Annotated in this window: 18 protein-coding genes; 16 read left to right on the top strand and 2 right to left on the bottom strand. The window is 41.4% G+C overall.

Translation table 11 applies throughout. From position 1 onward, the window contains the following. Positions 1-74: 74 nt before the first annotated feature. Complete coding sequence (locus tag H1X92_RS03900) at positions 75-1,229, bottom strand: hypothetical protein (RefSeq protein ID WP_180558945.1); 1,155 nt, start codon at positions 1,227-1,229, stop codon at positions 75-77. Positions 1,230-1,571: 342 nt separating this feature from the next. Next, positions 1,572-2,222, bottom strand: coding sequence for a hypothetical protein (locus H1X92_RS03905; protein WP_180558946.1), 651 nt, complete (start codon positions 2,220-2,222; stop codon positions 1,572-1,574). A 723-nt stretch (positions 2,223-2,945) separates the two neighbouring features. Here H1X92_RS03905 and tssB point away from each other — a divergent pair. The 16 genes from tssB to tssH all read left to right on the top strand — a co-directional run bounded on the left by tssB (position 2,946) and on the right by tssH (position 21,128). Beyond that, positions 2,946-3,485 carry a type VI secretion system contractile sheath small subunit gene (gene tssB / locus H1X92_RS03910; protein WP_180558947.1) on the top strand — a complete coding sequence of 180 codons (540 nt, stop codon included), beginning with the start codon at positions 2,946-2,948 and terminating at the stop codon, positions 3,483-3,485. A gap of 5 nt (positions 3,486-3,490) precedes the next feature. Then, complete coding sequence (tssC, locus tag H1X92_RS03915) at positions 3,491-4,972, top strand: type VI secretion system contractile sheath large subunit (RefSeq protein ID WP_180558948.1); 1,482 nt, start codon at positions 3,491-3,493, stop codon at positions 4,970-4,972. A 37-nt stretch (positions 4,973-5,009) separates the two neighbouring features. Further along, complete coding sequence (locus H1X92_RS03920; RefSeq protein ID WP_180558949.1) at positions 5,010-5,504, top strand: Hcp family type VI secretion system effector; 495 nt, start codon at positions 5,010-5,012, stop codon at positions 5,502-5,504. A gap of 100 nt (positions 5,505-5,604) precedes the next feature. Further along, complete coding sequence (gene tssF, locus H1X92_RS03925; RefSeq protein ID WP_180558950.1) at positions 5,605-7,863, top strand: type VI secretion system baseplate subunit TssF; 2,259 nt, start codon at positions 5,605-5,607, stop codon at positions 7,861-7,863. Continuing rightward, the gene (gene tssG, locus H1X92_RS03930; protein WP_180558951.1) at positions 7,854-8,795 is read left to right on the top strand and encodes a type VI secretion system baseplate subunit TssG; all 942 of its coding nucleotides are present in this window, start codon (positions 7,854-7,856) and stop codon (positions 8,793-8,795) included. Before tssF ends, tssG begins: the two co-directional genes overlap by 10 nt. An 11-nt stretch (positions 8,796-8,806) precedes the next feature. Next, complete coding sequence (locus H1X92_RS03935; RefSeq protein ID WP_180558952.1) at positions 8,807-10,786, top strand: type VI secretion system Vgr family protein; 1,980 nt, start codon at positions 8,807-8,809, stop codon at positions 10,784-10,786. 31 nt (positions 10,787-10,817) lie between these two features. Then, positions 10,818-11,402 carry a DUF6931 family protein gene (locus H1X92_RS03940; RefSeq protein WP_180558953.1) on the top strand — a complete coding sequence of 195 codons (585 nt, stop codon included), beginning with the start codon at positions 10,818-10,820 and terminating at the stop codon, positions 11,400-11,402. Positions 11,403-11,414: 12 nt separating this feature from the next. Further along, positions 11,415-11,717, top strand: a complete 303-nt coding sequence (locus tag H1X92_RS03945; protein ID WP_180558954.1) for a PAAR domain-containing protein — start codon at positions 11,415-11,417, stop codon at positions 11,715-11,717. Between the two features lie 11 nt (positions 11,718-11,728). Next, the gene (gene tssA / locus H1X92_RS03950; protein WP_180558955.1) at positions 11,729-12,514 is read left to right on the top strand and encodes a type VI secretion system protein TssA; all 786 of its coding nucleotides are present in this window, start codon (positions 11,729-11,731) and stop codon (positions 12,512-12,514) included. 309 nt (positions 12,515-12,823) lie between these two features. Beyond that, positions 12,824-13,471, top strand: coding sequence for a type VI secretion lipoprotein TssJ (locus H1X92_RS03955; RefSeq protein WP_180558956.1), 648 nt, complete (start codon positions 12,824-12,826; stop codon positions 13,469-13,471). Positions 13,472-13,503: 32 nt separating this feature from the next. Then, positions 13,504-14,286: a type VI secretion system baseplate subunit TssK gene (gene tssK, locus H1X92_RS16055; RefSeq protein WP_255498976.1), complete on the top strand. Its 783-nt coding sequence runs from the start codon at positions 13,504-13,506 to the stop codon at positions 14,284-14,286. Between the two features lie 5 nt (positions 14,287-14,291). After that, entirely contained in the window at positions 14,292-14,750 is a 459-nt protein-coding gene (gene tssK / locus H1X92_RS16060; protein ID WP_255498977.1) for a type VI secretion system baseplate subunit TssK, read from the top strand. Positions 14,751-14,776: 26 nt separating this feature from the next. Then, complete coding sequence (gene tssK, locus H1X92_RS16065; protein WP_255498979.1) at positions 14,777-14,941, top strand: type VI secretion system baseplate subunit TssK; 165 nt, start codon at positions 14,777-14,779, stop codon at positions 14,939-14,941. Beyond that, the gene (locus tag H1X92_RS03965) at positions 14,942-15,565 is read left to right on the top strand and encodes a DotU family type IV/VI secretion system protein (protein ID WP_180558957.1); all 624 of its coding nucleotides are present in this window, start codon (positions 14,942-14,944) and stop codon (positions 15,563-15,565) included. A gap of 17 nt (positions 15,566-15,582) precedes the next feature. Then, complete coding sequence (locus H1X92_RS03970) at positions 15,583-19,050, top strand: type VI secretion protein IcmF/TssM N-terminal domain-containing protein (RefSeq protein WP_180558958.1); 3,468 nt, start codon at positions 15,583-15,585, stop codon at positions 19,048-19,050. Further along, the gene (tssH, locus tag H1X92_RS03975) at positions 19,047-21,128 is read left to right on the top strand and encodes a type VI secretion system ATPase TssH (RefSeq protein WP_225506894.1); all 2,082 of its coding nucleotides are present in this window, start codon (positions 19,047-19,049) and stop codon (positions 21,126-21,128) included. The genes H1X92_RS03970 and tssH overlap by 4 nt, the downstream gene beginning before the upstream one ends. The last annotated feature ends 14 nt before the right edge of the window (positions 21,129-21,142 follow it).

Raw genomic sequence — 21,142 nt, forward strand, 5'->3', positions numbered from 1 at the left:
TTTAAATTGGCCATGATTTCTTTCTTTTGCGCATTGCTCTACTAGTAAAACCAATCTGGTAAATCAGCTAGCGCTTAAAAGTAGGTGGGTAATTCGGTTATCAACTGGTAGGTTGTTGGAAATTTTTTAGCCATATCTGCCTCATTTAAACGCATTCTACTTTGGTAGTTAATAAATAAATTCATATGGTGTTGGTTAATAAAAATATCCTTACCACTAAAATTAGGCGCTGCTAACATGGTTAATTCCGACCATTTCTTATTTTGACTTTCATTGCCTACTTTCCGCTCAGCAGAAAAATAGTCTCTTATGGTGTAGACATTTTTTCTCATCAGCTGATATTTGGGCAGATCAGCTAACATGATATCGTAATATTGTAACATTGCTTCATCAGTCAGAGAGAGGGTATTATTAAGTTTTACTCCCCAAGATATTAATTGTTTTTCCACTAAACAACGCACGATTCTGCCTGGCTCGGTAAAATCTGTTGGCAGTTTTTTTACCCCATCACCGGTTTCTGACGCATTACCCACCACCGTAGCATGGCGTCCGGGCATAGCATAAATCGCAATTTTACCGCGCACGTCTAAATTATTGGGCATGACGGGGGTGAAACCCAGCGAGGCTTCATGGCGTGCATAGACAACATAATAGTCGTGGACATTGGATTTAATCTTAGTGCGATGTTCAGCAAACTGAAGTAAACCTGGTACGGGATCGATGGCAAATATATTAACCTTGATATGACATAATTTAGGATCTTTAGCCATTGCATTTGCCATCATATGGCAGGTTACCCCGCCGCGACTCCAGCCGACCAAATTGACGACTTCGATGGGTTGGCTATTGGTGGTTCGGATTTGGAACTGTTTTTTTTGCGCGATATAGCCTGGTTGTTGGGCAAAGAATGAAGGATCAGCTTTCAGCACAGCTAGCGCATGTGCTACGTTATTTTCCCATCCTTTGCCAAGCAACTGTCCCATAATATTATGGTGATTACCAGGTTTTACCCATTTTTCCTTTTCTTGTAAATTTCCACTACCCGGGCCATCGACAATGGTCCAACTATAAAATTCTTGTGCAGCCATATTTTTTGCTAAAGTGGAAATTAATTCACCTTCATGAAAGAACCAGGCACTATTTTTATCTTTATCCTCGAGGACAGTATTGGGTGTACTGTCGTTGCGATTTGAACCAGTACCGCAAAAAAATAGGGTAAATATAGACATTTTTTATCCTGTATCAGTCAATATGAGATCATCATGATGGTCATCCACGGCAGATAAAGATGCCCATCAGCGCAATATAAACAAATCATTAATTCTAATGAGCAAGGTCTGGTCGCTAGCCATATTTCGCAAAATACATTTTGTCATTCTTAAGAATGGCTTTTACTGCGAGATTGCTTGTTCTATTTAATAACTATTCGAATACATGACAAATATATTGGCTCTAGGACGCCATGGTTTAACAACCTTATTCTGCTATAAGTTTTAAACTAGAATGAAAATTTTTTGTTAATGATTATTTAGCTGAAATACATTTAACCCCATGTTGGAAATAGCTGTGTATTAAGTCACCTGTTGGCAAATAATGGTTGAATTAGGTCGAAATGTAACGTTAAGGGTTAACATATCAATTTGTTGCGGTTGACTAATGACATACCAACGTGAGTGGCTGTAAAACATAAAATTAAAGGCATTCGGGTGGATAGGTGTGCCATATTCGGCAAAACTGAATGTATGAATGAGTTGATTGTCACTGGTAATTGCCAGAATAAAAGCGTTTATTTTTTTATTATTAGGATGTTGATTATGAAAAACACGAATAAAGTCTTTACTGATTGGCGAATTTCCTACATCTAATGAACAACCGTTCATTGCTGGCGTAAAAATAAAGTTGTGTTTAGGATTAATACGCGGAACATCTACGAAGCCAGAATATTCTGTTCCTTGATTAAATGGGCACCAATAAGCATTAATGGCACTGCCGTTAGTTGAGTGCTGATTGGATAATGCTAATTCAAATGCATTTTGCTGTTTATTATGAATTTGTAAATCGAACGATGCTTCTTTAATTGCATCACACATTTGGATCCGTTGTTGTTGTTCGAATGTACCGGCAGAAGATACGGCTCTTTGAAACCAAATAATGTTGTTTATTGTGTTATTAGCGATAAACTCTCGGGGGTTAGCTTTAAATTGGTCGTTATAGTTAGGCATTGCCAGTTCCTATTTATCTTTTTGGGTTTTTGTACTTAAATAAAAAGATATTTCTGCTGTCCTAATAATTGCAAAACTCTACAACAGATAATGTGCATATAGTAAAGTTATTAGTCTTAAATAGTTATAACCAACATCCTTTTTACGGTTATTTAGTTATATAATTCTATTATTAATTTGCTAATATTTTATTATGTGTCTCCATTATATTTATTTAGCTATTATTGGTGGTAAACAATATTATTTCTCCCAGCTGGAGAAAATATATCGTTATTGGTTTTTTTATTATGATTTATTAACAACAATAATTTATAAAATTATTATTGGCATTTAACTATAAGGTGTAATTTAAAAATTGTACTGTCTTTTTAATGCCTAAGATAATTATATTTAATTATTTTTGACTAGTCAGAAATGACTTTTTTTTGTTCATGTGACTAGTACGAAAATAGAAGTGCTATTATTTTAATTTTTATTTAAAAAACAATTTGTTATTTGTTTTTTGCTTTTTTTGTGGTGATCAAAATTATTGTTTGTAATTACAGAATATGCGATCTTCTGAACTAAAGAGTTAATTGATAAATAAAATTAAATGAGAAAGTTTTTGCTAAGAATTATATCTATGAAATAAGAAATAATTAATTTATCACTTTTTTGCTTTTATCTGGTGGTGTATCCATATCCTATCCACCTCCCAATATTTATATTTATGGTAATAGCACAATGAATACACAACATAAACTTAATAGAGTCAGGCCACCTCGCGTTCAGATTACTTATGATGTTGAACTGGGTGGTGATGTGGAAGAAAAAGAATTGCCTTTGGTCATTGGTGTGATTGGTCAATTTTCCGAACAAGCATTACCAATGCGTGAACGAAGTTTTATGCATATTGATAAAGATAATTTTAATGCCGTTATGGAAGGTTTGACACCATCACTTTCCCTGCAAGTAGAAAGTGTTTTACCGGAAACTGAAGGTTATCTGAATGTCGATTTGCAATTTAAATCGATAGCAGACTTTTCGCCAGAAAGTCTAGCGCAGCAAATAGAGCCCTTACGCCAATTATTAGAAATTCGCAGTAAATTAAGTGATTTAAAAGGGCGGGCGCTGAGTAATGAAAAACTGCGCGATCGCTTAGCCGAAATTATGACTGAGCATCAACAAAAGGCTTCTTCAACCGGTCAACCTGAAGTCGAGCAGAAGGCAGATGGTGCAGCGCCAAAGACAGATGCACCGCAAACTGATCAAGGGGAGAAATAAACGCAATGGAACAGCAACCACAAGAACAAGGTACACAACCGCAAACGGCAGTTAGTGGCGATTTACTGGAACAAATTATTGATGCGACGCAAGCAGTAAGGCGAGATGCAGATCGTTCACGAGTAAAGGAGCAGTTAGGCCACTTTCTGTCTGAAGTCACTGCCGGTTCTTTAGTTGTTTCCGGTGATTTGATTGACAGTATCGAAGTTCGTATTGCCGCGATTGATGAAATTTTATCTGCTCAATTGAGTAAGGTTTTACACCATGCTGAATTTCAACGATTAGAGTCTTCTTGGACTGGGCTAAAAGGACTATTGGATAAGAGTGAAACGGATAATACGCGTATTCTGATGCTTAATGCCACCAAGGCTGAGCTAGTCAAAGATTTTAAATCGGCCGCGGATTTTGATCAATCGATGCTGTTTAAGAGTGTGTATGAAAATGTATATGGTACTTTTGGTGGTGAACCTTTCTCAGCCTTTGTCGGTGATTTCGAATTTGATAACACGCCGGAAGATTTGTATCTATTAGAACAGATATCTCATGTTGCCGCTGCCGCGCATGCGCCATTTCTCAGTGCGGCCAATGCTGGCATGATTGGTTTGAATGATTTCAGTGAATTACCCCGTCCCCGTGATCTGTCAAAACTGCTGGAGACATCGGACTATTTGCGATGGAAACGTTTTCGCGATTCTGATGATTCCCGCTATGTGGGATTAACTATACCTCATGTAATTGGTCGATTGCCTTATGGGGCAAAGACCGTTCCAGTTGAGCAATTCTGTTTTGAAGAACAAATTGAAGAAGATAATAACAATAGTTATTTATGGGTCAATGCTGCCTATTCACTAGCTGGATGTATGGTAAAAGCATTTGAGCAATATGGTTGGTGTGCAGCTATTCGGGGCATTGAAGGTGGTGGATTAGTTGAGGCATTACCAACTCATCATTACGTTTCGGTGACCGGTGAGAAAAAATTACAGTGTCCGACCGAAGTTGCTATCTCCGATCGACGTGAAAAAGAGTTAGCCGAAATGGGTTTTATTCCTTTGGTCTATTACAAAGGAACGGATTATGCCGCTTTTTTCTCAGTTCAATCACCGAATAAACCAAGAAAGTATAAAACCGAATTAGCCAATGCCAATTCTAAGTTATCCACGCAATTGCAGTACATCATGACGACGTCGCGTTTTGCGCATTATTTGAAAGTCATTGTGCGCGATAAAGTGGGCAGTTTTATGTCACGTACTGAGTGTCAGACTTATCTACAAAACTGGATCAACCAATATATTGTCGGCTCCGATACTGTTGGTGCTGAAATTAAAGCGAGTCATCCATTGCGTGAAGCCAGGATTGAAGTACTTGAAGTACCTGGTTCACCAGGAACTTACCGCGCAGTGGCTTATTTACGTCCGCATTTCCAATTGGAAGGTTTAAGCATGTCATTGCGTTTAGTCGCTGATTTGCCGCCATCATCTGCTGCATAAGTATTTTTTAATAATAAAGTGAAGGGAGTTATTTGTTATGAGTACAGGTATTTTCTTAAATCTAGGTGATATTAAAGGCGAGAGTACAGATAAGAATCATAAAGATTGGCTTGAATTGCGCAGTGTTAATTTTGGTATTTCTAACAATGCCCAGATCGCTTCGAGTGGGGTAAGAAAACTGAATAAAGGAACGGCAAATTTTAGCTATATACATTGTACTAAAGTCATGGATGTTAGCTCAATAAAATTATTGTCTGCCGTTGCACAGGGTAATTTCCTAAAAAATGTCAAGCTCAGTATTTGTACCATGTTTGAGAACGAACTTCATCCGTATGCGGAATTGGAAATGGATGAATGCATGATCTCAAGTATTTCTGAGAATGCAGAAAAAGAAGGCGGCTATCCCTATGAGAGTTTTACGATTGTATTCTCTAAAATCAAATGGACATTCACACCACTGAATGCTGATGGTAAGAAAGGTAATAAGGTAGGGCCAGAAGGTTGGGATCTACTGCAAAATACTAAACAGTAATTTTCACTGCCACTTGAATTAAACAAGTTGCGGGCTCACAACAGCGGCAACTTGTTATCTAACTAAGAAGCTTTTTTTTCTCATCGGGAGGGGGACATAAATGCAAGCACAAGCCATACCATCGTTCTTATATCGTTTACATTATGATTTCCCGCATGAGGAAGAATTTGAGACAAAATATAATCAGCGACAAGCTGCGATTGATTCGTTGGTCTCTGATTTAAATATGTTATTTTCATCTCGCCCCTTGTCAGGCAGCTTAGATGTTTATGATGAACTTGAACGTTCAATATTAAATTATGGCGTGATTGACGTGGTTGACGTCGATATTCTAAATGATGATCGCATTGAATTACTGAGAAAAAATATTTATCAATCGCTAGTGCTATTTGAACCGCGCTTACAAGACATAACCATAAAATTACAAAACAATTCACCGGAAAATATTGTTTTTTGGGTGCAAGGACTATTTTGGGGCCAGCGCATCGTTTTTTCTGTCACCTGGAGTAGTGTGGCTTATAGCTACTCTGTTTTTGGGAGGAATAACAATTTCATGTTACTACCACAAAAAACCTTAGACTATTATAACCGCGAGTTAAGTTATCTAAGAAAATATGGGGTGGCTTTTGCGCGTCGTTTTCCTAAAATTGCGCGTCGATTAGGGCTAGCTGAAGGCATTTCTGAAGATCCACATGTTGAACGTCTGGTGGAATCTTTTGCTTTTTTAACAGCGCGTATTCATCAGAAGATTGATGAAGATATGCCTGAATTGAATAATGCCATGATGGAGATATTAGCGCCCCAATTTATGCGCCAAGTGCCGTCCGTCTCTTTAGTACAATTTCAGCCTGAGCCTGCCACTTCTGGTATAACGGGCGTTTTATCGGTTCCTCGCCACAGTTTTTTAACTTCTAAGCCAGTCGGTGATGTGCTCTGCCGTTTCCGTACGGTTTATCCAGTAGAAATCTTACCTATCGATTTATGTGAAGCATCACTTAAACAAGATCCCTATGATCGCAATTTTATATTAACGTTACGTTTTATCACCTGGCCAGGTGCCCAGTTTCAAGCGCAATCTATCCGTTTATATTTACATGGCACGCCAGTAATTACGCATAGTTTATATGAGCTTTTATTATCCCAGGTTGATGAATGGCAATGTTATGTTGATCAACAAGCGGTTGTAACAACCGCCGATAGCATTCAAGCAATAGGTTTTGAAGAAGCAGACTGCCTCTGTGCGGATGATATGGCTATCAGCCCTGTTCATCATTTATTACGTGACTATTTTAGCTTAATAGAAAGATTTTTATTTATCGAATTACCGCTACCGAAATGGGAGTTATTGTCTGGTGAGTTTCACTATCGTTTTCGGTTAAAAGATTGTCACACTTTACGTCGCCTTGAGCGCAATTGTGACAAAGTTAATGTAGAAACATTTCGTATGAATTGTAGTCCGATAGTAAATTTATTTCCTCATCAGGCTGAGCCACTGACCTTATCGGATAGCGAAAGTGAATATCTTATTCAGCCTGATGCGCGCCGTCCTTTAAGTATGGAAGTTTACACTATTCGGTCGGTAGAAGTTTTTCAGCGCAGCAAAGAAAAAGAACATAACAGCAGCATAAAAGTAAAGGCGCTATTTGGTATTGAGCATCATGAAGAGCGGGGAGTCCCATCTTTATATTGGCAGACCACTCAAAGAGCCTCAATGCTGCCAAATGATCAAGGTATTAATACCTTCATTGGTTTTGCCGATTTGCGTGGTAAGCGTCATATTCCGGCGGTAGATGTGGTGATGTTAAAAATTATGTGCACTAATCGCGATTTAGCACAGAAATTAAGTAACGGTAATTCAGAGGGTGATTTTGATGCTGAGTTTGCGTTACCCGGCGTAAAAGTTAGCGGATTAATTCGCCCCCGACCGCCATTACGCCCACAATTAGATGCTGCGCAAAATTGGCGGATGGTGGCGCAACTCAACCTTAATCATATGTTGCTTGAACAGGATGATAGTGGGCAACGACTACGAGAAACACTCGAGTTATATAATGTACAGAATGATATGGCAGTATCGCGTTTGATCGCGTTACTGAGTCGTATCACGATTAATCCCCTATCTGTCAGGTTAGATCCGGCTGATCCCTACTCGTTTGCTAAAGGTCTAGAGGTAACGCTGACATTCCAACCGCAAGCCGAAGAGTTTGTTGATTTTTATCTCTTTTGCTGTGTGTTAGAAAGATTTATTGCGCTGTATGCACCAATCAATGGTTTTACCCAAGTTGTTACTTGCTTATCTGGTGTTGCTCATAGTGTCAAGCGTTGGCCCAGGCGTTGCGGAAGAGTGGTATGGCTATGACTTTTTCCCTGCTTGGTGGCAGTTTTTACCAAAATGTACGTCGTCTATTGAGTAAGTGTCTGAGAAAAGGACGTCAGGTGAGTGTACCTGATGATGTGGTACGTTTTGAATCGGTATTGACCTTAGATGCACCAGAGCGAGAAGTGGAAAGTGTTACAGTTGATGAGTCGATGGCAGAAGAGACAACTTATTGTATGGCCGTCAACCATTTTGGTTTATTGGGCACCCATGGCGCTTTGCCGTTACGTTATACCGAATGGTTGATTGATCGGCGTTATCGTTATGGTGATGATTCGGCTAAAGCCTTTCTTGATGTTTTCAATCATCGCCTGTTGAGTTTACGTTTTCAAGTCTGGCAGAAATATCGCTTATATGTCAATGCTGAGTTAAATACTAAGCGGCAGCTACCCGCCGTTATTACTGCGGTAACCGGCCTATCTGCTGAACAAATGGCCTCTTTACCGGCGGCAGACATGAGCGGCTTATTGTCAACATCCGTACGTTCACTAGTCAATTTAGAACGGTTGCTGCAACGTGAATTTCAACTTGCGGTTAAAATTCAGCCATTTTATGGCCGTTGGCGGAAGGTGGCGAGTGAATATCAGGCTATTTTAGGGGGTTGCCGTTTAGGCGAAGCCCCAGTGATAGGACAGTATTTTTACGATATTCAATCCCATTTTTTGATCCAATTTACCTGCTCAAAACCTCAGCAATGGGAAAAGTTACTGTCAAATAGCGATGTTTATAGTCAGTTGAATCAGCGGGTGGGTTTATTCACCGGCGGTATATTAAGCTTTTCTTTAGAACTGTTAGTGGCTTTTAAGGGGTCGAGAATAACATTAGATGGTCAATTTTATTTAGGGAGACATGGTTATCTGGGAAATGAGGCTCGATCAGCAGCGACCAGACTTTATATAACACCGATAAATTAAAACAGAATATTATGTTATTAGCTCAAAATAATCGATATTTACGGTTGCTTGGCGCCATGGGTGATAGTGCCGCTTTAAGTAAAGTTGAAGGCGCAGAGTATTTATCTCGCCCCTATTTATTCACGCTAGAGCTTTATTCAGACAAAAAATTTGCTGATTTGCAAAGTTATGTTGGTCAACCGCAGGGATTAAGGATTGGTGATAAGCGAGATGCCCGTTTTATCCATGGTGTGATAACCAAACTACAGCAAAGTGGTCACAATGAAGCACTTTATCGTTATAAAGTGCAGCTAGAGCCGTGGTTAGTTTTGTTAATGAGTACGCTCAATTCACGTGTGTATCAGGACATTAATGTGCCGGATATGGTATGCGATATATTAAAAAAACGCGGTTTTAGCGATGTACGTTTAAATTTGAGTTATTCATATCCAAAACGTGAATTTTGTATGCAATACCGCGAGTCGGATTTTGATTTTATTACGCGCCAATTAGCCTCGGTGGGTATTTTTTATTACTTCAGTCATGAAAAAGATAAGCATCTATTAGTGTTGGCTGATCATCCTAGCGCCTTTGCGCGCGCGCCTTTAGCAACATTGCCCTATCAAACATTAAGTGGTCAGCCCCAATTTATGGGATTGCGCGCCTGGCGTGCTAGTCGCAAGGTGATCCCGGCTAGTGTAGAAATGAGCGGTTACAATATTAAAAATGCTGTACCGGTGTTTGCTAGCGCTAAAGCTCGTGGTGACTACGCCGCCAATGCTAGGCTCTCAATCTATGATTTTGCTGGGCTTGAACAACAGCAACAATTAAATGCCTGCGCCGCTTTATATATGGAGCAGTGGGAATCGCAAGCGGGTTATCTAGAAGCAATGAATAGCTATCCGGCCTTGCAAGTTGGTCAGAGATTTACCCTACAAGGGGATCCGGCTGTTAATGGTAACTATGCCGTTAGCGGACAACAGTTAGTAGCAGAAAGTAATCTGGATAGTCATGAACGACAATTTTCATCGCGAGTCACTCTTTTGCCGGCAGATAAAGCCTGGCGCCCTTCATTAACCAAAAAACGACCCAGTATTGCGGGAGTATTATCTGCTCAGGTGGTTGGCCCTGCCCAGGAGGAGATCCATGTTGATGAAATGGGCCGAATAAAGCTTCAGTTCCATTGGGACAAAGAACATAAGAAAGATGATAACAGTTCGTGCTGGATCCGCGTTAGTCAATTGGGTAATGGTGTTCGCTTTGGTACGCAATTCCTACCTCGTGTTGGTAGTGAAGTATTAGTCAGTTTTGTGGATGGTGATCCTGATTATCCGATTGTGGTAGGCACGGTGATGAATGGCGCCAAAATGCCTCCTTTTTCCTTACCTAAGCAAAAAAACCAAAGTGGTCTAACCACAAGAAGCAGTCGAAAAGGCAATGTTGAGCAGGGACATCAATTATGTTTTGAGGATAAAAAAGGCGAAGAATTTATTTTAATTCATTCACAAAAAGATTTGCAATGGCAAGCGAATAACGATTTATCCGCAGTTATTGAGCGAGTTGTGCGATGGGAGATCAAAGGAAAACAGGATGTTTTAATTGATAAAGGCAACGATAGCTTAACGTTAAGCAAAGGTAATAAAAATCACACGCTCAATAAAGGAAACTTTGTCACATTACTTAATAGTGGCAATTACAGTTTGAATGCCAAAAGTGGCAAAGTCGCCATCTCGGCAGGCCAAACTTGCACGATTACTGCCAAACAGAAGATTGAGTTGCGTGTGGGAAACAGTTCATTATCAATTACCCCTGCCGGTATCACCGTGAAGGGGCCGGTAATCAATATAAAAAGTGACGGGATGCTAAAAATGACGGCCGCTAGCACCACAGTGGAAGGGACCGGAATGTTAACGCTGAAAAGTAATGGTATGACAAAACTCAGCGGTCTGGTGGTACAGATTAGTGCTTCAACCATGGCGATGTTAAAAGGGTTATTGACCAAAATTGGTTAATAGCACGGTGGGTTAATATTAGGGAGCCATCATGGTAAAGCTAAAACACTGTCAATTATCGCCTTTAGCGGAGCAAATATTGCAGCCATTTGCTCCGCATAATCAAAATTTACAGGCTTTACGTGAAGATGCCGCATGGACCGATATGGTGTTTTATACCGTGTTTATGCTGCCATATCGTCAGGCGCTCGATTTGGCTCTGGCATTTATTGGCCATGTTTATGAACGTGAGTTGGTACAAGAACAGAGAATATTATTACAACATGCCAGAGATTGGCGCTCACGGGGTGGCGATCAACTCCGTCATCAATTATTTGAACAAGCAGAGGCGATAGGGTTTGATAATCCGATTGCCGGGCTGGTACTGTCCATTTTCCTTAGTGAAGGGAGTGTCACTGCGCCTGACTTGGAAGTTGTCACTGCTTCCCCATGGCAGGCAACGCAAGCGTTAGCCAGTGTTCTGTGTCTGATCATCCATTTTTACAGCCATGATAACGTGTTGCAGGATAAATATGTCGAGCAATTTTTTACCCTAGCTCAACGATATTTGATCCAATTGACGCCTGATACTGATCTCGGTCGGAAAAACTATTTGTATCAGGAAACGACTATATAAGGAGAATAATTGATGCCAATGATGCCTGCTGCAAGAACGGGTGATTTGCATGTTTGCCCCATGGTTTCACCCGCAGTACCGCCGATCCCGCATGTTGGTGGCCCTATTATCCCCCCGGGAGTACCGACCGTCTTGATCGGTGGTTTACCGGCCGCCACCATGGGGTCAATGTTAGTCTGTGTTGGACCGCCAGATACTATTGTGATGGGCAGTTTAACGGTATTGATTGGTGGTCGCCCGGCGGCTCGATTAGGTGATCTGTGTGCCCATGGTGGCGTTATTACCACCGGTTACCCCTTGGTCATTATTGCTTAATGGAGAGAAACATGGAGCTGACAGTATTTGACTTTGATCGCTTGATGTTGAGGCTCTCTGATGAATTACCGGCAGGAGAAAATATTGAATACCAGCCGATATTTGAGCAGATAAATCAGGCGCGAGAAAGTGATGATGATCTACAGCTAGAAGATATGTGGTCTTGTGAAGTGCGGCAAACTGATTGGCGTCAAGTGTCGCTGCTTTGTACTGAAGTATTGGAAAAGCATAGTAAAGATTTACAAATAGCCTGCTGGTTAACCCAAGCACAAGCTAAATTGCATGGTTTGGCGGGGATGGCGACGGGTATTGCATTAATTAGCCGTTTATGTGAAACATTTTGGCCGACACTTTGGCCTAAATTGGATGAAGAAGAAGGTGGCTACCGGGCGGATATCCGACTAGCGCGCTTAAATTGGTTAGACAATCGTTTAAGTCACCTATTGCAAGATTGGCCACTGACTGATGACGGTAGGCTGAATGTTAGGCAGTGGACTCGAGTACAACATTATGAACATACTATTGCCGTTAATGCTGAACTTAGAAAACCCCTCCAGGATGATGGCTATTTTGGTATTGCAGATTGTGAAGAGAGTATTCGCCATACGTCGTCATCCCATGTCAATCATCTGCAAGAGCAAATTCAGACGTTACAAACTTCGCTGCTGACGTTACAGACCATATTGAAAAATTTTTGTGGTGAAAATGTCATTGTTATGAGTGATAGCTTACACCAGGTAGAGGAAATGCAGGGTTTATATTTGCTCTATAGCCTGTTTTCTATTTTCCCGGTGTGAAGTGGCGTGATTGAGCGATGGGCTAGCCAATTGCGCATCACTGTCTGTTTTGACTGGCTGATGTGGTTCTTCAACTATCACCTGTGGCAGCCGCTCTTGGTAGAAACGCGACAATAAACCATTGCACAATATTTCCGTAGTAATGAACCGACTAGCCCCGTCCCGTATTTATTAGAACGCGCGGCCAGTTGGGCAAATATGGAAATTGCACAATGGTTAGCCGAAATGTTAGTCGATAACGATTCAACACTAAGGGAAATGATGAGAGTGATTAAAGGAACAGAAAATTAATCTAAGTGGGATGATAACATGAATCGAACCAAAATTTGCCTTCGTTTGCTAGTCATGTTGGTTCTAGTGGGAAATGTTACTGGTTGCAATTCACCTTATTCTAGTGAACAACAACGTCAAATAGCGATCGAGCAAGCGTCAGCCACCTTTGCTAGCGATGCGATTAATATTGATATGATAGCCGATCCGCAATTGAATGCGTTTAATCGAGTACCCAATAGTTGTAGGGTCCTGATTATTCAAGCGGAAAGGCGTGATCAGTTAGAAGGTTTATTAAATAATCCTTCGCTGTTACGCAATCTTTTTGCTCGCGCGGGCGGTAGTGAAAATATCCTTAAATTGGATAGCTATGTCATGATGCCAGGTCAACGGGTAACATTACATCTTGATCGCGTAGAGCAAGCGCGTTATGTGGCATTGATAGCGGGTTATTATCCACTGCCGAATGAAAGGCATGCGCGGATTTTTTCTATTCCTGTCGAATTAAGCTCGCAAGGCTGGTGGAATAAGCGTTGGCAAGCCAATTTTATTCCCATCAATATCGGAATTACGCTAGGTGAGGCGACTATTATTCGCAGTAATAAATCGATTAGACGACCGAGTGACGATGTTGTTTTTCCTTCCCAATCGGCAACGGCAAAAGCGAGTAAATCTATCACGAGATAACCAGTGAACATTGCACAACATAGAGTGCAACGATGAGATATCCAGATGTTGTCAGGGATCATTTAGGGAAAATTATGCTTGATTATAAACCCATATATTGGTTTAGCGGATTGTATTTACAACCGCAGCATTTACAAACACAGCAACTACATGATGAATATTGGCGTGCTCGCTATCAATTATTAACCCAGCCTTGGGCTTGGGGGGTAATAAATATCAGTTTTCATCAAGCGGCATTACGTGATGAAGAGTTACGTATTTATGAAGGGCAGTTTATCTTGCCAAATGGTGTTTATGCTGATTGTAATGTCAATGCCATTGTTGCTCCCCGGTCATTAAGAGATTGCTGGCAAGTAAGAGAAAAACCCATACTGGTTTATATTGGCTTAAGACAGATCAGTCATAATCAAAATAATGTTACTTGTATAGCAAAAGCAAACGAGAGCACTGAACAGACAACGCGCTGGCTCAGTTGGCCGACGGAGCAGCCTATCAGAGATCTGTATGGTAATGGAGCTGAAGTTCAGATACAGCAGATGTCATATAACTTACGCTTTTTCTTACAAGACGAAATAGCGCAATTAACCGGTTATACGTTATTGCCGATAGGTCGATTACGTCAGGGAGCAAATGGGATTGAATGGGATAGTGATTACTTTCCACCAAGCATGACATTGAAAGCGGTGCCATGGTTATGGCTGCGAATTGATAATTTATGTTTAGAACTAACCGGACGTCTTCATCAATTTGAGGAATTTAAACGGCCACCGATGGTGGAAACCGGTGAGTTAAACCAGAGAAAAGATTTTTACTGATAGCAATGCGTACTTTGGCGCGTTATGTCGTTCGTTTGCAGCATTATAAAGAAGCGCAAGATATCCATCCATGGAAAATAGTCGGCTTATTAAAAGAGTTGATAGCGGAACTTACTTGTTTTACTGATCTTTGCTCATTTAATGGCATATGCCAATGGGATAACACCGTTGCGCCTAGCTATGATCATCATGATATTGCGGCAAGCCTGAAGTTATGCGAACGTAAAATTATGAGATTACTCGATAATTTAATGATCAAGCAAGATAACGTTATCTCATTTGCTAAACAGAGTGAAGGCTATTTCTCAGCCAATTGGTTATTGGCGTCGCAACAAAAATATGTCGCTATTTATTTAGTGATGCGCTCAGAACAATTTATCCAGCAGGAATATGAAGTGCCTGATGATAGGTTGATAAAAATGGCAGCTAAAGTCAGATTGACACCATCATTACTCGCTCTTTAGCTGGAGTAAGGCTTCATTATCAAATTATCCCACCGCATGGGTTACCACAAAAAATGAATAGCCGTTATTTCAAGGTAGCAGAGCATAGCCCTGCTTGGGAAGAAATTAAAAACAGCGGCAATATCATACTGCATTGGCTAGAAGCACCGGAAGATTTACAGATAGATTTGATTTTGGCCAGGAGTTATTAGATGTACTTAGTTGATTTTTATATGCCAGTTTTTCACCGAGTACTTTTGATTGTGCAACAAGCCGAACAATATAGCGATGCATTACGAGAAACGGTAAAAATGATGTTAGTGAAGGCACAAAACAATGCATTGATGCAGGGTTATGACAAACAAGATATAGACGATGCACATTTTGCCGTGTTGGTTTGGGTCGATGAAATGATATTGAATGCTGGGGCTGAATGGCTTGAACAATGGCGCCTTTCATCGCTGCAGCAGCTAAGTTATGACTCTACCTTAGGTGGATTAACCTTTTTTGAACGTTTAAAGTCGATGTCAGTCGATCGCTTTCAAGCCAGGCTGGTTTATCTTTGCTGTTTGCTGTGTGGTTTTCGCGGCCGTTATGCAACCGATGGTGAAAAGGCGTTACAACATCTGATTGATCAGGAGATTGATAATTTACCCAATCAACTGCGCCAATTTATGATCAATAAAAATTTGCGTTTGATGCCGGCAATGCTCAGTCATTCAGATAGTCATGCTCAACCTCTGATGAGCCAAGCATGGGAACGCTGTCTTGCTATCAGCATAATATTAGCTTTGTACTTGCTTGCTTCGGTTTGCCTTTTTAATCTTGCTACTTGAGAAATAAGAGAGTAGGAATGAAAAAGTTTTTTTGCATCGTCGGTATATTATTACTGCTGATAGGTCTCTTATGTTTGTGTTTTGCGCTGGTTGCCTGGTGGTCATGGCCAACATTAATGGCACTATGGTTATTTTTAGGCTGTTTATGTGCTCTGCTAATAATCTATGTCAGTGTATTAGTCATCCCCAGAACACAAAGATGGCTAAAACAGCAACTGGTAAAAAAACGCTATGGCAGAAACCGGCTGGAACGTCAGTTATGGCATCACTGGAAGCATGGTGCAGGCATACAAAAACGCTGGCGGTTAATATGGCGAGAATATGCTCCACCCTGGTTTGTGGTATTAGGCACGCAAGAGGCTGGCCAACAAGGATTATTAGCCAATAGTCAAATTCCTTCACTGGCAGGCTTGGATAGTCATTCGGTAAATGAACGGCAATTTAGTTGTCGCTGGTGGTTTTTTCGACGTGCTATGTATCTGGTCATGTCTAGTTATTTTTCAACGGATAAACCATTGTATCGCCAGGCTTGGCAACGCTTAACTTATTGGTTTTCCAAGGTTCGACCGCCAACCGGTATCGTCCTTTGTGTACCCATGAATTTATTGTTGCAGGCTAATAGTAAAGTGCGTTTTCAGACAGCGCGCTTGATGCGTGAACAATTAGCAATTTTACAACAACGCTTGGGTTATCGTTTATCGGTATGGCTGCTAGTAACTCATAGTGAGTGCTTACCTGGATTTGACATATGGAGCCGTCAATTGTCCGAACAGCAGCGGCAGCAGGTGTTGGGCGGCATGATTGACCAAGGGGTAACAGGTAATTATATTGGCGCGGTAGATCGCACGTTGGATTCAGTTATTCAGGCGTTAAAGATCACCTGTCTGTGCCAATTAAATGATTATCGGATTACCCCACCGGCCGAGTTACTGATATTGCCCGCACAGATAAGGCAGTTACAGCCGGCGCTGGAAGAATATTTGCAGGCTCTATTTGAACCTGATCATTATCAGCAACATAGTTTATTATGCGGTTTATTTTTTGCCGCAACAGAAAATAATGATAATGAACCTGGGGCGAAAAGTTTATTTAGTCAGCAACTGCTAGAAAAAATATTGCCTGATCAAAAAAGCAAGAAACAGCCCTTGCTTAACGCTCGTTTTTGGCAGCGTCGCGCTTTGTATTGTTTATTAATTTTTAGCTTACTCTTTGGTGGTGCGCGATCATTATGGGTCGCTTATAAAGATATGCTTCAGTTAGCTTGCGACCCTTCAAACAGTACTTTGGTTTGTCGTTATGAGCGTTATCAGCAGGCAGAGGCATGGCAGGAGCGCGGGATAGATCTATTTTCACCGCTGCGTTATCTGTTGCGGCAATATCTTGCGCAACAATATTTATATCCGTTAACAGATATAAATTATTATCCTAACCCAATCATTAATAATCTGGCTTCCCGTTTCGCTAACAGTAGTTATCAACAAAAGCGCCATCTTATTCTCAATTTGGCTCGTTTTATTAATAGTGAGCAGGCTATGAGTCAAGGTGCCAGCTTAACGCAATTGCGGCAACTTCCGACCTGGTCGGCCAGCGAACTTCTGGGGAGGACGGTTGCTGTATCACAGAACGAGTATATTGCCATACGTTTAGCGCAGTATCGTACCGGCCAAGCGCAGCAAGCATTATCTCAGTGGCGGTCTGTGTTACAGCAACTACTAGAAAAAGATAACCATTGGTCATGGTTGCTGGATGATAATATTGTTAATAATGCTGACAAAGTTACCCTGGCTGATTTTTGGCCGATTGACGGCAGCGATCAACAAAAATTGTCAGTCCAAGTTAAGGCAATTTATACCCAAAATGGCGAAAAAGCATTACAGGCATTACTGGATGAAATAGCCTTAGCCGTTAATGATGCCACCCTTTTTTCCCAGCGGCGAAGTCAGTTTATCAGCAACTATCATCAACAATATCAGTCCGCTTGGTTAACTTTGGCACAGGCGATGCCACAAGCAGAAAGTTACATCCGCGGTAAAAGTAATTGGCAACAATTAATGCTTGATACGGCGCAAAACACGAGTCCTTATCTGCGCTTTTTTAATCGCCTGGCAATAGAAAGTGAACCCATCCCACAGCCAGAGCAACAATCTTGGCTAAGGGATCAATTGTCTTTGTGGCAATTACATAACTACTTACCAGAAAGCAATTTTTTGCAGCAGTTGTCAATGCAAGAGAGTGTTTGGCGTCGATTTATCCAAACTAAGTTTGGTCGGTTACCGCCAATCTCTATTCGTGTTGATCAACACGCGCTATTTCGTTATCAAGCCTGGCGTCAAATGTTACAAAAAACTGTTCAATATGCCTTGTTGGGAGATAATGAAGCAGAACAGCTAGTGAAAATTTCTCTTGGCGTAGAGCATGATCAGCAAAACGGCAATTCACGCTTACTCGCTAATCAATTTGATTTATGGTGGCAGCCACTGCAGGTTAAAAACATGGCGCAACTTGAACCACTATTACGGCATTTATGGCAGGGGGATAAGCGTTTGTTAGTGCGCTTTGCGTTTTTTAGTGCGGCTGAGAAATTACAACAGCAGTGGTACAGCCAGGTCATTTGGCCAATGAGTAATGCCAATGATCATCAGCTATTAACGATAACAGAACAAATGGCGCGCTTGTCTGATTATAGTAAGCGTTTTATCCAGCAACATGCTAATTATGCATTGAATATCAATGGCCAAGGAATATCACGTCGTTCTCTAGCTGGTATTAATTTTCCGCTTAATGAGGCATTTTTGCATTTTATTCATCAGATTGTGCGACCTAATGATTTAGCGCCAGCCAGTGCAGATATTCGTAGACGGTTACAGGAGAAACGTGAATTATTACAAACTCGACAGGATGGGGAAATAGATCCTGAGCACAGTCAATGGGCAATGTTAACCTTTACGAGTCAGCCAGCAAGTGCCAATCGGCAGGCACAAGTTTTACCCATCGGTAGTCGCATTAGTTTAGATTGTCAGCCACAAATTCAGCGAATCAATAGTATCAATTTTAATGATAGCGCTACCATGCGTTGGCATCCGCAATGGTGGCAACGCATAAAAATTGATATCGATTTTCCAGGCTTTCAGTTGACGCAAATTTATAGTGGAGCCGAGAATATGGTGCGATTTATTCGAACCCTATCTCAAGGAGAATTGATCTTTAATGCGAAAGATTTTACCCACCAATATACCGCATTAACATCATTAGGCATTAAACGTATCACGGTACGTTATTTGTTAGAGGGTGCGCCAGAGGCGTTGTCACTATACCAACACTGGTCACAGCAGCAGAAACAACAAAGGGATAAGCAACAACAACTGCAACACTTAGATCAGCAATTACTGAATTTAAATGCGCCAGCGATACCCGTAAAGGGTTCGTTGTCATCGTTACCATTAGAAATTACTACTTTGTGGTATGAAATAAGGAATAATTCGTGAGCAGTAATTTAAAACAGATTATTAATAACCTTTCGCTGCCGGCACGTGAGTGTCTGGATAGTGCAGCCAGTTTAGCGGTTAGTCACACCCACCATGAGATAGAAAGTGAGCATTTACTACTAATGTTATTAGAAAAACAGACCCAATTAGTGGAGCAGCTCTGTTATCACGCTAATGGTGATGCATTGAAGTTATTAGAAGCCTGTCAATCGTCTTTAGCTCAATTGCGTAGTGGATGTCATCGAGCGCCAGTCTTTTCTGTTTTGTTGACGGATTGGTTAGAAAGTGCCTGGATGTATGCAACCATACTCTGGCAGGTGGATAAACTATCACCCTTATTATTATTGGCGAGTTTGTTGGCAGAACGTGAATTGCATCAGGGATTACCACTATATCTCCAGCAGGCACTGCAAATTAATGGTGAGCTATTGGATAAAGCCGTTGAAATGATGATGCAGCAATCTGTTACCTCCTCTAGGTCTCAAGGGCAAGCATCAGCCTTGATGAAATATGCTCACCATTTGACGCAGGCAGCGCGTGACAATAAATTAGATCCGGTACTCGGACGAGAAAAAGAGATCCGTCAACTGATTGATATCTTGTTGCGTCGTCGGCAAAACAATCCCTTACTCACAGGGGAAGCCGGGGTTGGTAAAACTGCATTAGTTGAGGGATTGGCGCAACGTATTGTGGCCGGGAATATTCCGGCCGCGCTAGCAAATGTAGAACTATTTACGCTAGATTTCGGTTTATTACAGGCTGGTGCCAGTATCAAAGGTGAATTCGAAAGTCGCTTGCAACAATTATTAGAGGAAGTAAAAAATTATCCATTACCGATTATTTTATTCATTGATGAAGCACACACCTTGATTGGCGCGGGTGGTCAAGCAGGACAAAATGATGCGGCAAATTTATTAAAGCCGGCATTAGCCAGAGGAGAACTGCGTACCATCGCCGCGACGACACAAGCGGAGTACAAAAAATATTTTGAAAAAGATGCGGCCCTGGCGCGTCGTTTCCAACTAATCAAAGTAGATGAGCCTACGCAGGAAGTCGCTATCGCCATGCTGCGTGCTATGGTGCCGATGATGGAACAACATCATGGTGTAAGAATTTTAGATAGCGCAGTTACGGAAGCAGTCCAGTTAGCAGCGCGTTATATTACCGGTCGCCAATTACCGGATAAGTCAGTTACCTTGCTCGATAGTGCTTGCGCTCGAGTCGCTATTTCTCAATGTGGTGAGCCCGGGCCTATAGAAGATCTACGAGCAATGTTGGCGCAGCGAAATATTGAACGTCAATCGCTGCTACGCGAAGGCTCCCCTGAGCATGAAAATATCAGCCGTCATATTGAGCAGTTACAAAATTCGCTAAATGCACTATTACCCGAATATTATCAGCAACAACAGCTGGTGCAGGCAATCAAAGCCGCAGGTGAAAATGAGAAAGAAATTGCCCCGTTACGGCGTGAATTACATGTACGCCATCAACAACATGCCTATGTATTTGATTGTGTCGATGCAGCTTGTGTGGCGGACATAGTTTCTGGTTGGACAGGCATCCCATTAGGCCGAATGGTGGAAAATGAGCGCGATGTATTGCTCAATCTTGAGCAACGCTTAGCTAGCCGAATTATGGGGCAAGATCATGCTTTAGCGCAAATTGCCCGTCAAATACGCATTGCTAAAGCGCAACTGGCAGATCCACGGAAACCTTGCGGTGTTTTTATGTTAGTCGGCCCTTCAGGGGTAGGAAAGACAGAAACTGCAATCGCATTAGCCCATGAGATGTATGGTGGTGAACGAAGTATGATCACCGTTAATATGTCAGAATATCAAGAAGCCCATTCGGTTGCTGGTTTAAAATGGGCTCCGCCAGGTTATGTAGGCTATGGGCAGGGTGGCGTATTTACTGAATCGGTGCGAAGACGCCCTTATAGTGTGATTTTATTAGATGAAGTAGAGAAAGCACACCCGGATGTACTGGAGCTATTTTTTCAAGTTTTTGATAAAGGTATAATAGAGGACGCGGAAGGACAACGAATCGATTTTTGCAATAGCTTAATTATTTTAACTTAAAATGTGGGTTCTGA

This window comes from Arsenophonus endosymbiont of Apis mellifera, assembly GCF_903968575.1.
In the GTDB taxonomy this organism is placed as follows: Bacteria; Pseudomonadota; Gammaproteobacteria; order Enterobacterales; family Enterobacteriaceae; genus Arsenophonus; species Arsenophonus apicola.

Bases quoted from the DNA above. Each gene is read 5' to 3' on its own strand.
- H1X92_RS03900 (WP_180558945.1), bottom strand. From the start codon at position 1,229: ATGTCTATATTTACCCTATTTTTTTGCGGTACTGGTTCAAATCGCAAC.
- H1X92_RS03905 (WP_180558946.1), bottom strand. From the start codon at position 2,222: ATGCCTAACTATAACGACCAATTTAAAGCTAACCCCCGAGAGTTTATC.
- tssB (WP_180558947.1), top strand. From the start codon at position 2,946: ATGAATACACAACATAAACTTAATAGAGTCAGGCCACCTCGCGTTCAG.
- tssC (WP_180558948.1), top strand. From the start codon at position 3,491: ATGGAACAGCAACCACAAGAACAAGGTACACAACCGCAAACGGCAGTT.
- H1X92_RS03920 (WP_180558949.1), top strand. From the start codon at position 5,010: ATGAGTACAGGTATTTTCTTAAATCTAGGTGATATTAAAGGCGAGAGT.
- tssF (WP_180558950.1), top strand. From the start codon at position 5,605: ATGCAAGCACAAGCCATACCATCGTTCTTATATCGTTTACATTATGAT.
- tssG (WP_180558951.1), top strand. From the start codon at position 7,854: ATGGCTATGACTTTTTCCCTGCTTGGTGGCAGTTTTTACCAAAATGTA.
- H1X92_RS03935 (WP_180558952.1), top strand. From the start codon at position 8,807: ATGTTATTAGCTCAAAATAATCGATATTTACGGTTGCTTGGCGCCATG.
- H1X92_RS03940 (WP_180558953.1), top strand. From the start codon at position 10,818: ATGGTAAAGCTAAAACACTGTCAATTATCGCCTTTAGCGGAGCAAATA.
- H1X92_RS03945 (WP_180558954.1), top strand. From the start codon at position 11,415: ATGCCAATGATGCCTGCTGCAAGAACGGGTGATTTGCATGTTTGCCCC.
- tssA (WP_180558955.1), top strand. From the start codon at position 11,729: ATGGAGCTGACAGTATTTGACTTTGATCGCTTGATGTTGAGGCTCTCT.
- H1X92_RS03955 (WP_180558956.1), top strand. From the start codon at position 12,824: ATGAATCGAACCAAAATTTGCCTTCGTTTGCTAGTCATGTTGGTTCTA.
- tssK (WP_255498976.1), top strand. From the start codon at position 13,504: ATGAGATATCCAGATGTTGTCAGGGATCATTTAGGGAAAATTATGCTT.
- tssK (WP_255498977.1), top strand. From the start codon at position 14,292: ATGCGTACTTTGGCGCGTTATGTCGTTCGTTTGCAGCATTATAAAGAA.
- H1X92_RS03965 (WP_180558957.1), top strand. From the start codon at position 14,942: ATGTACTTAGTTGATTTTTATATGCCAGTTTTTCACCGAGTACTTTTG.
- H1X92_RS03970 (WP_180558958.1), top strand. From the start codon at position 15,583: ATGAAAAAGTTTTTTTGCATCGTCGGTATATTATTACTGCTGATAGGT.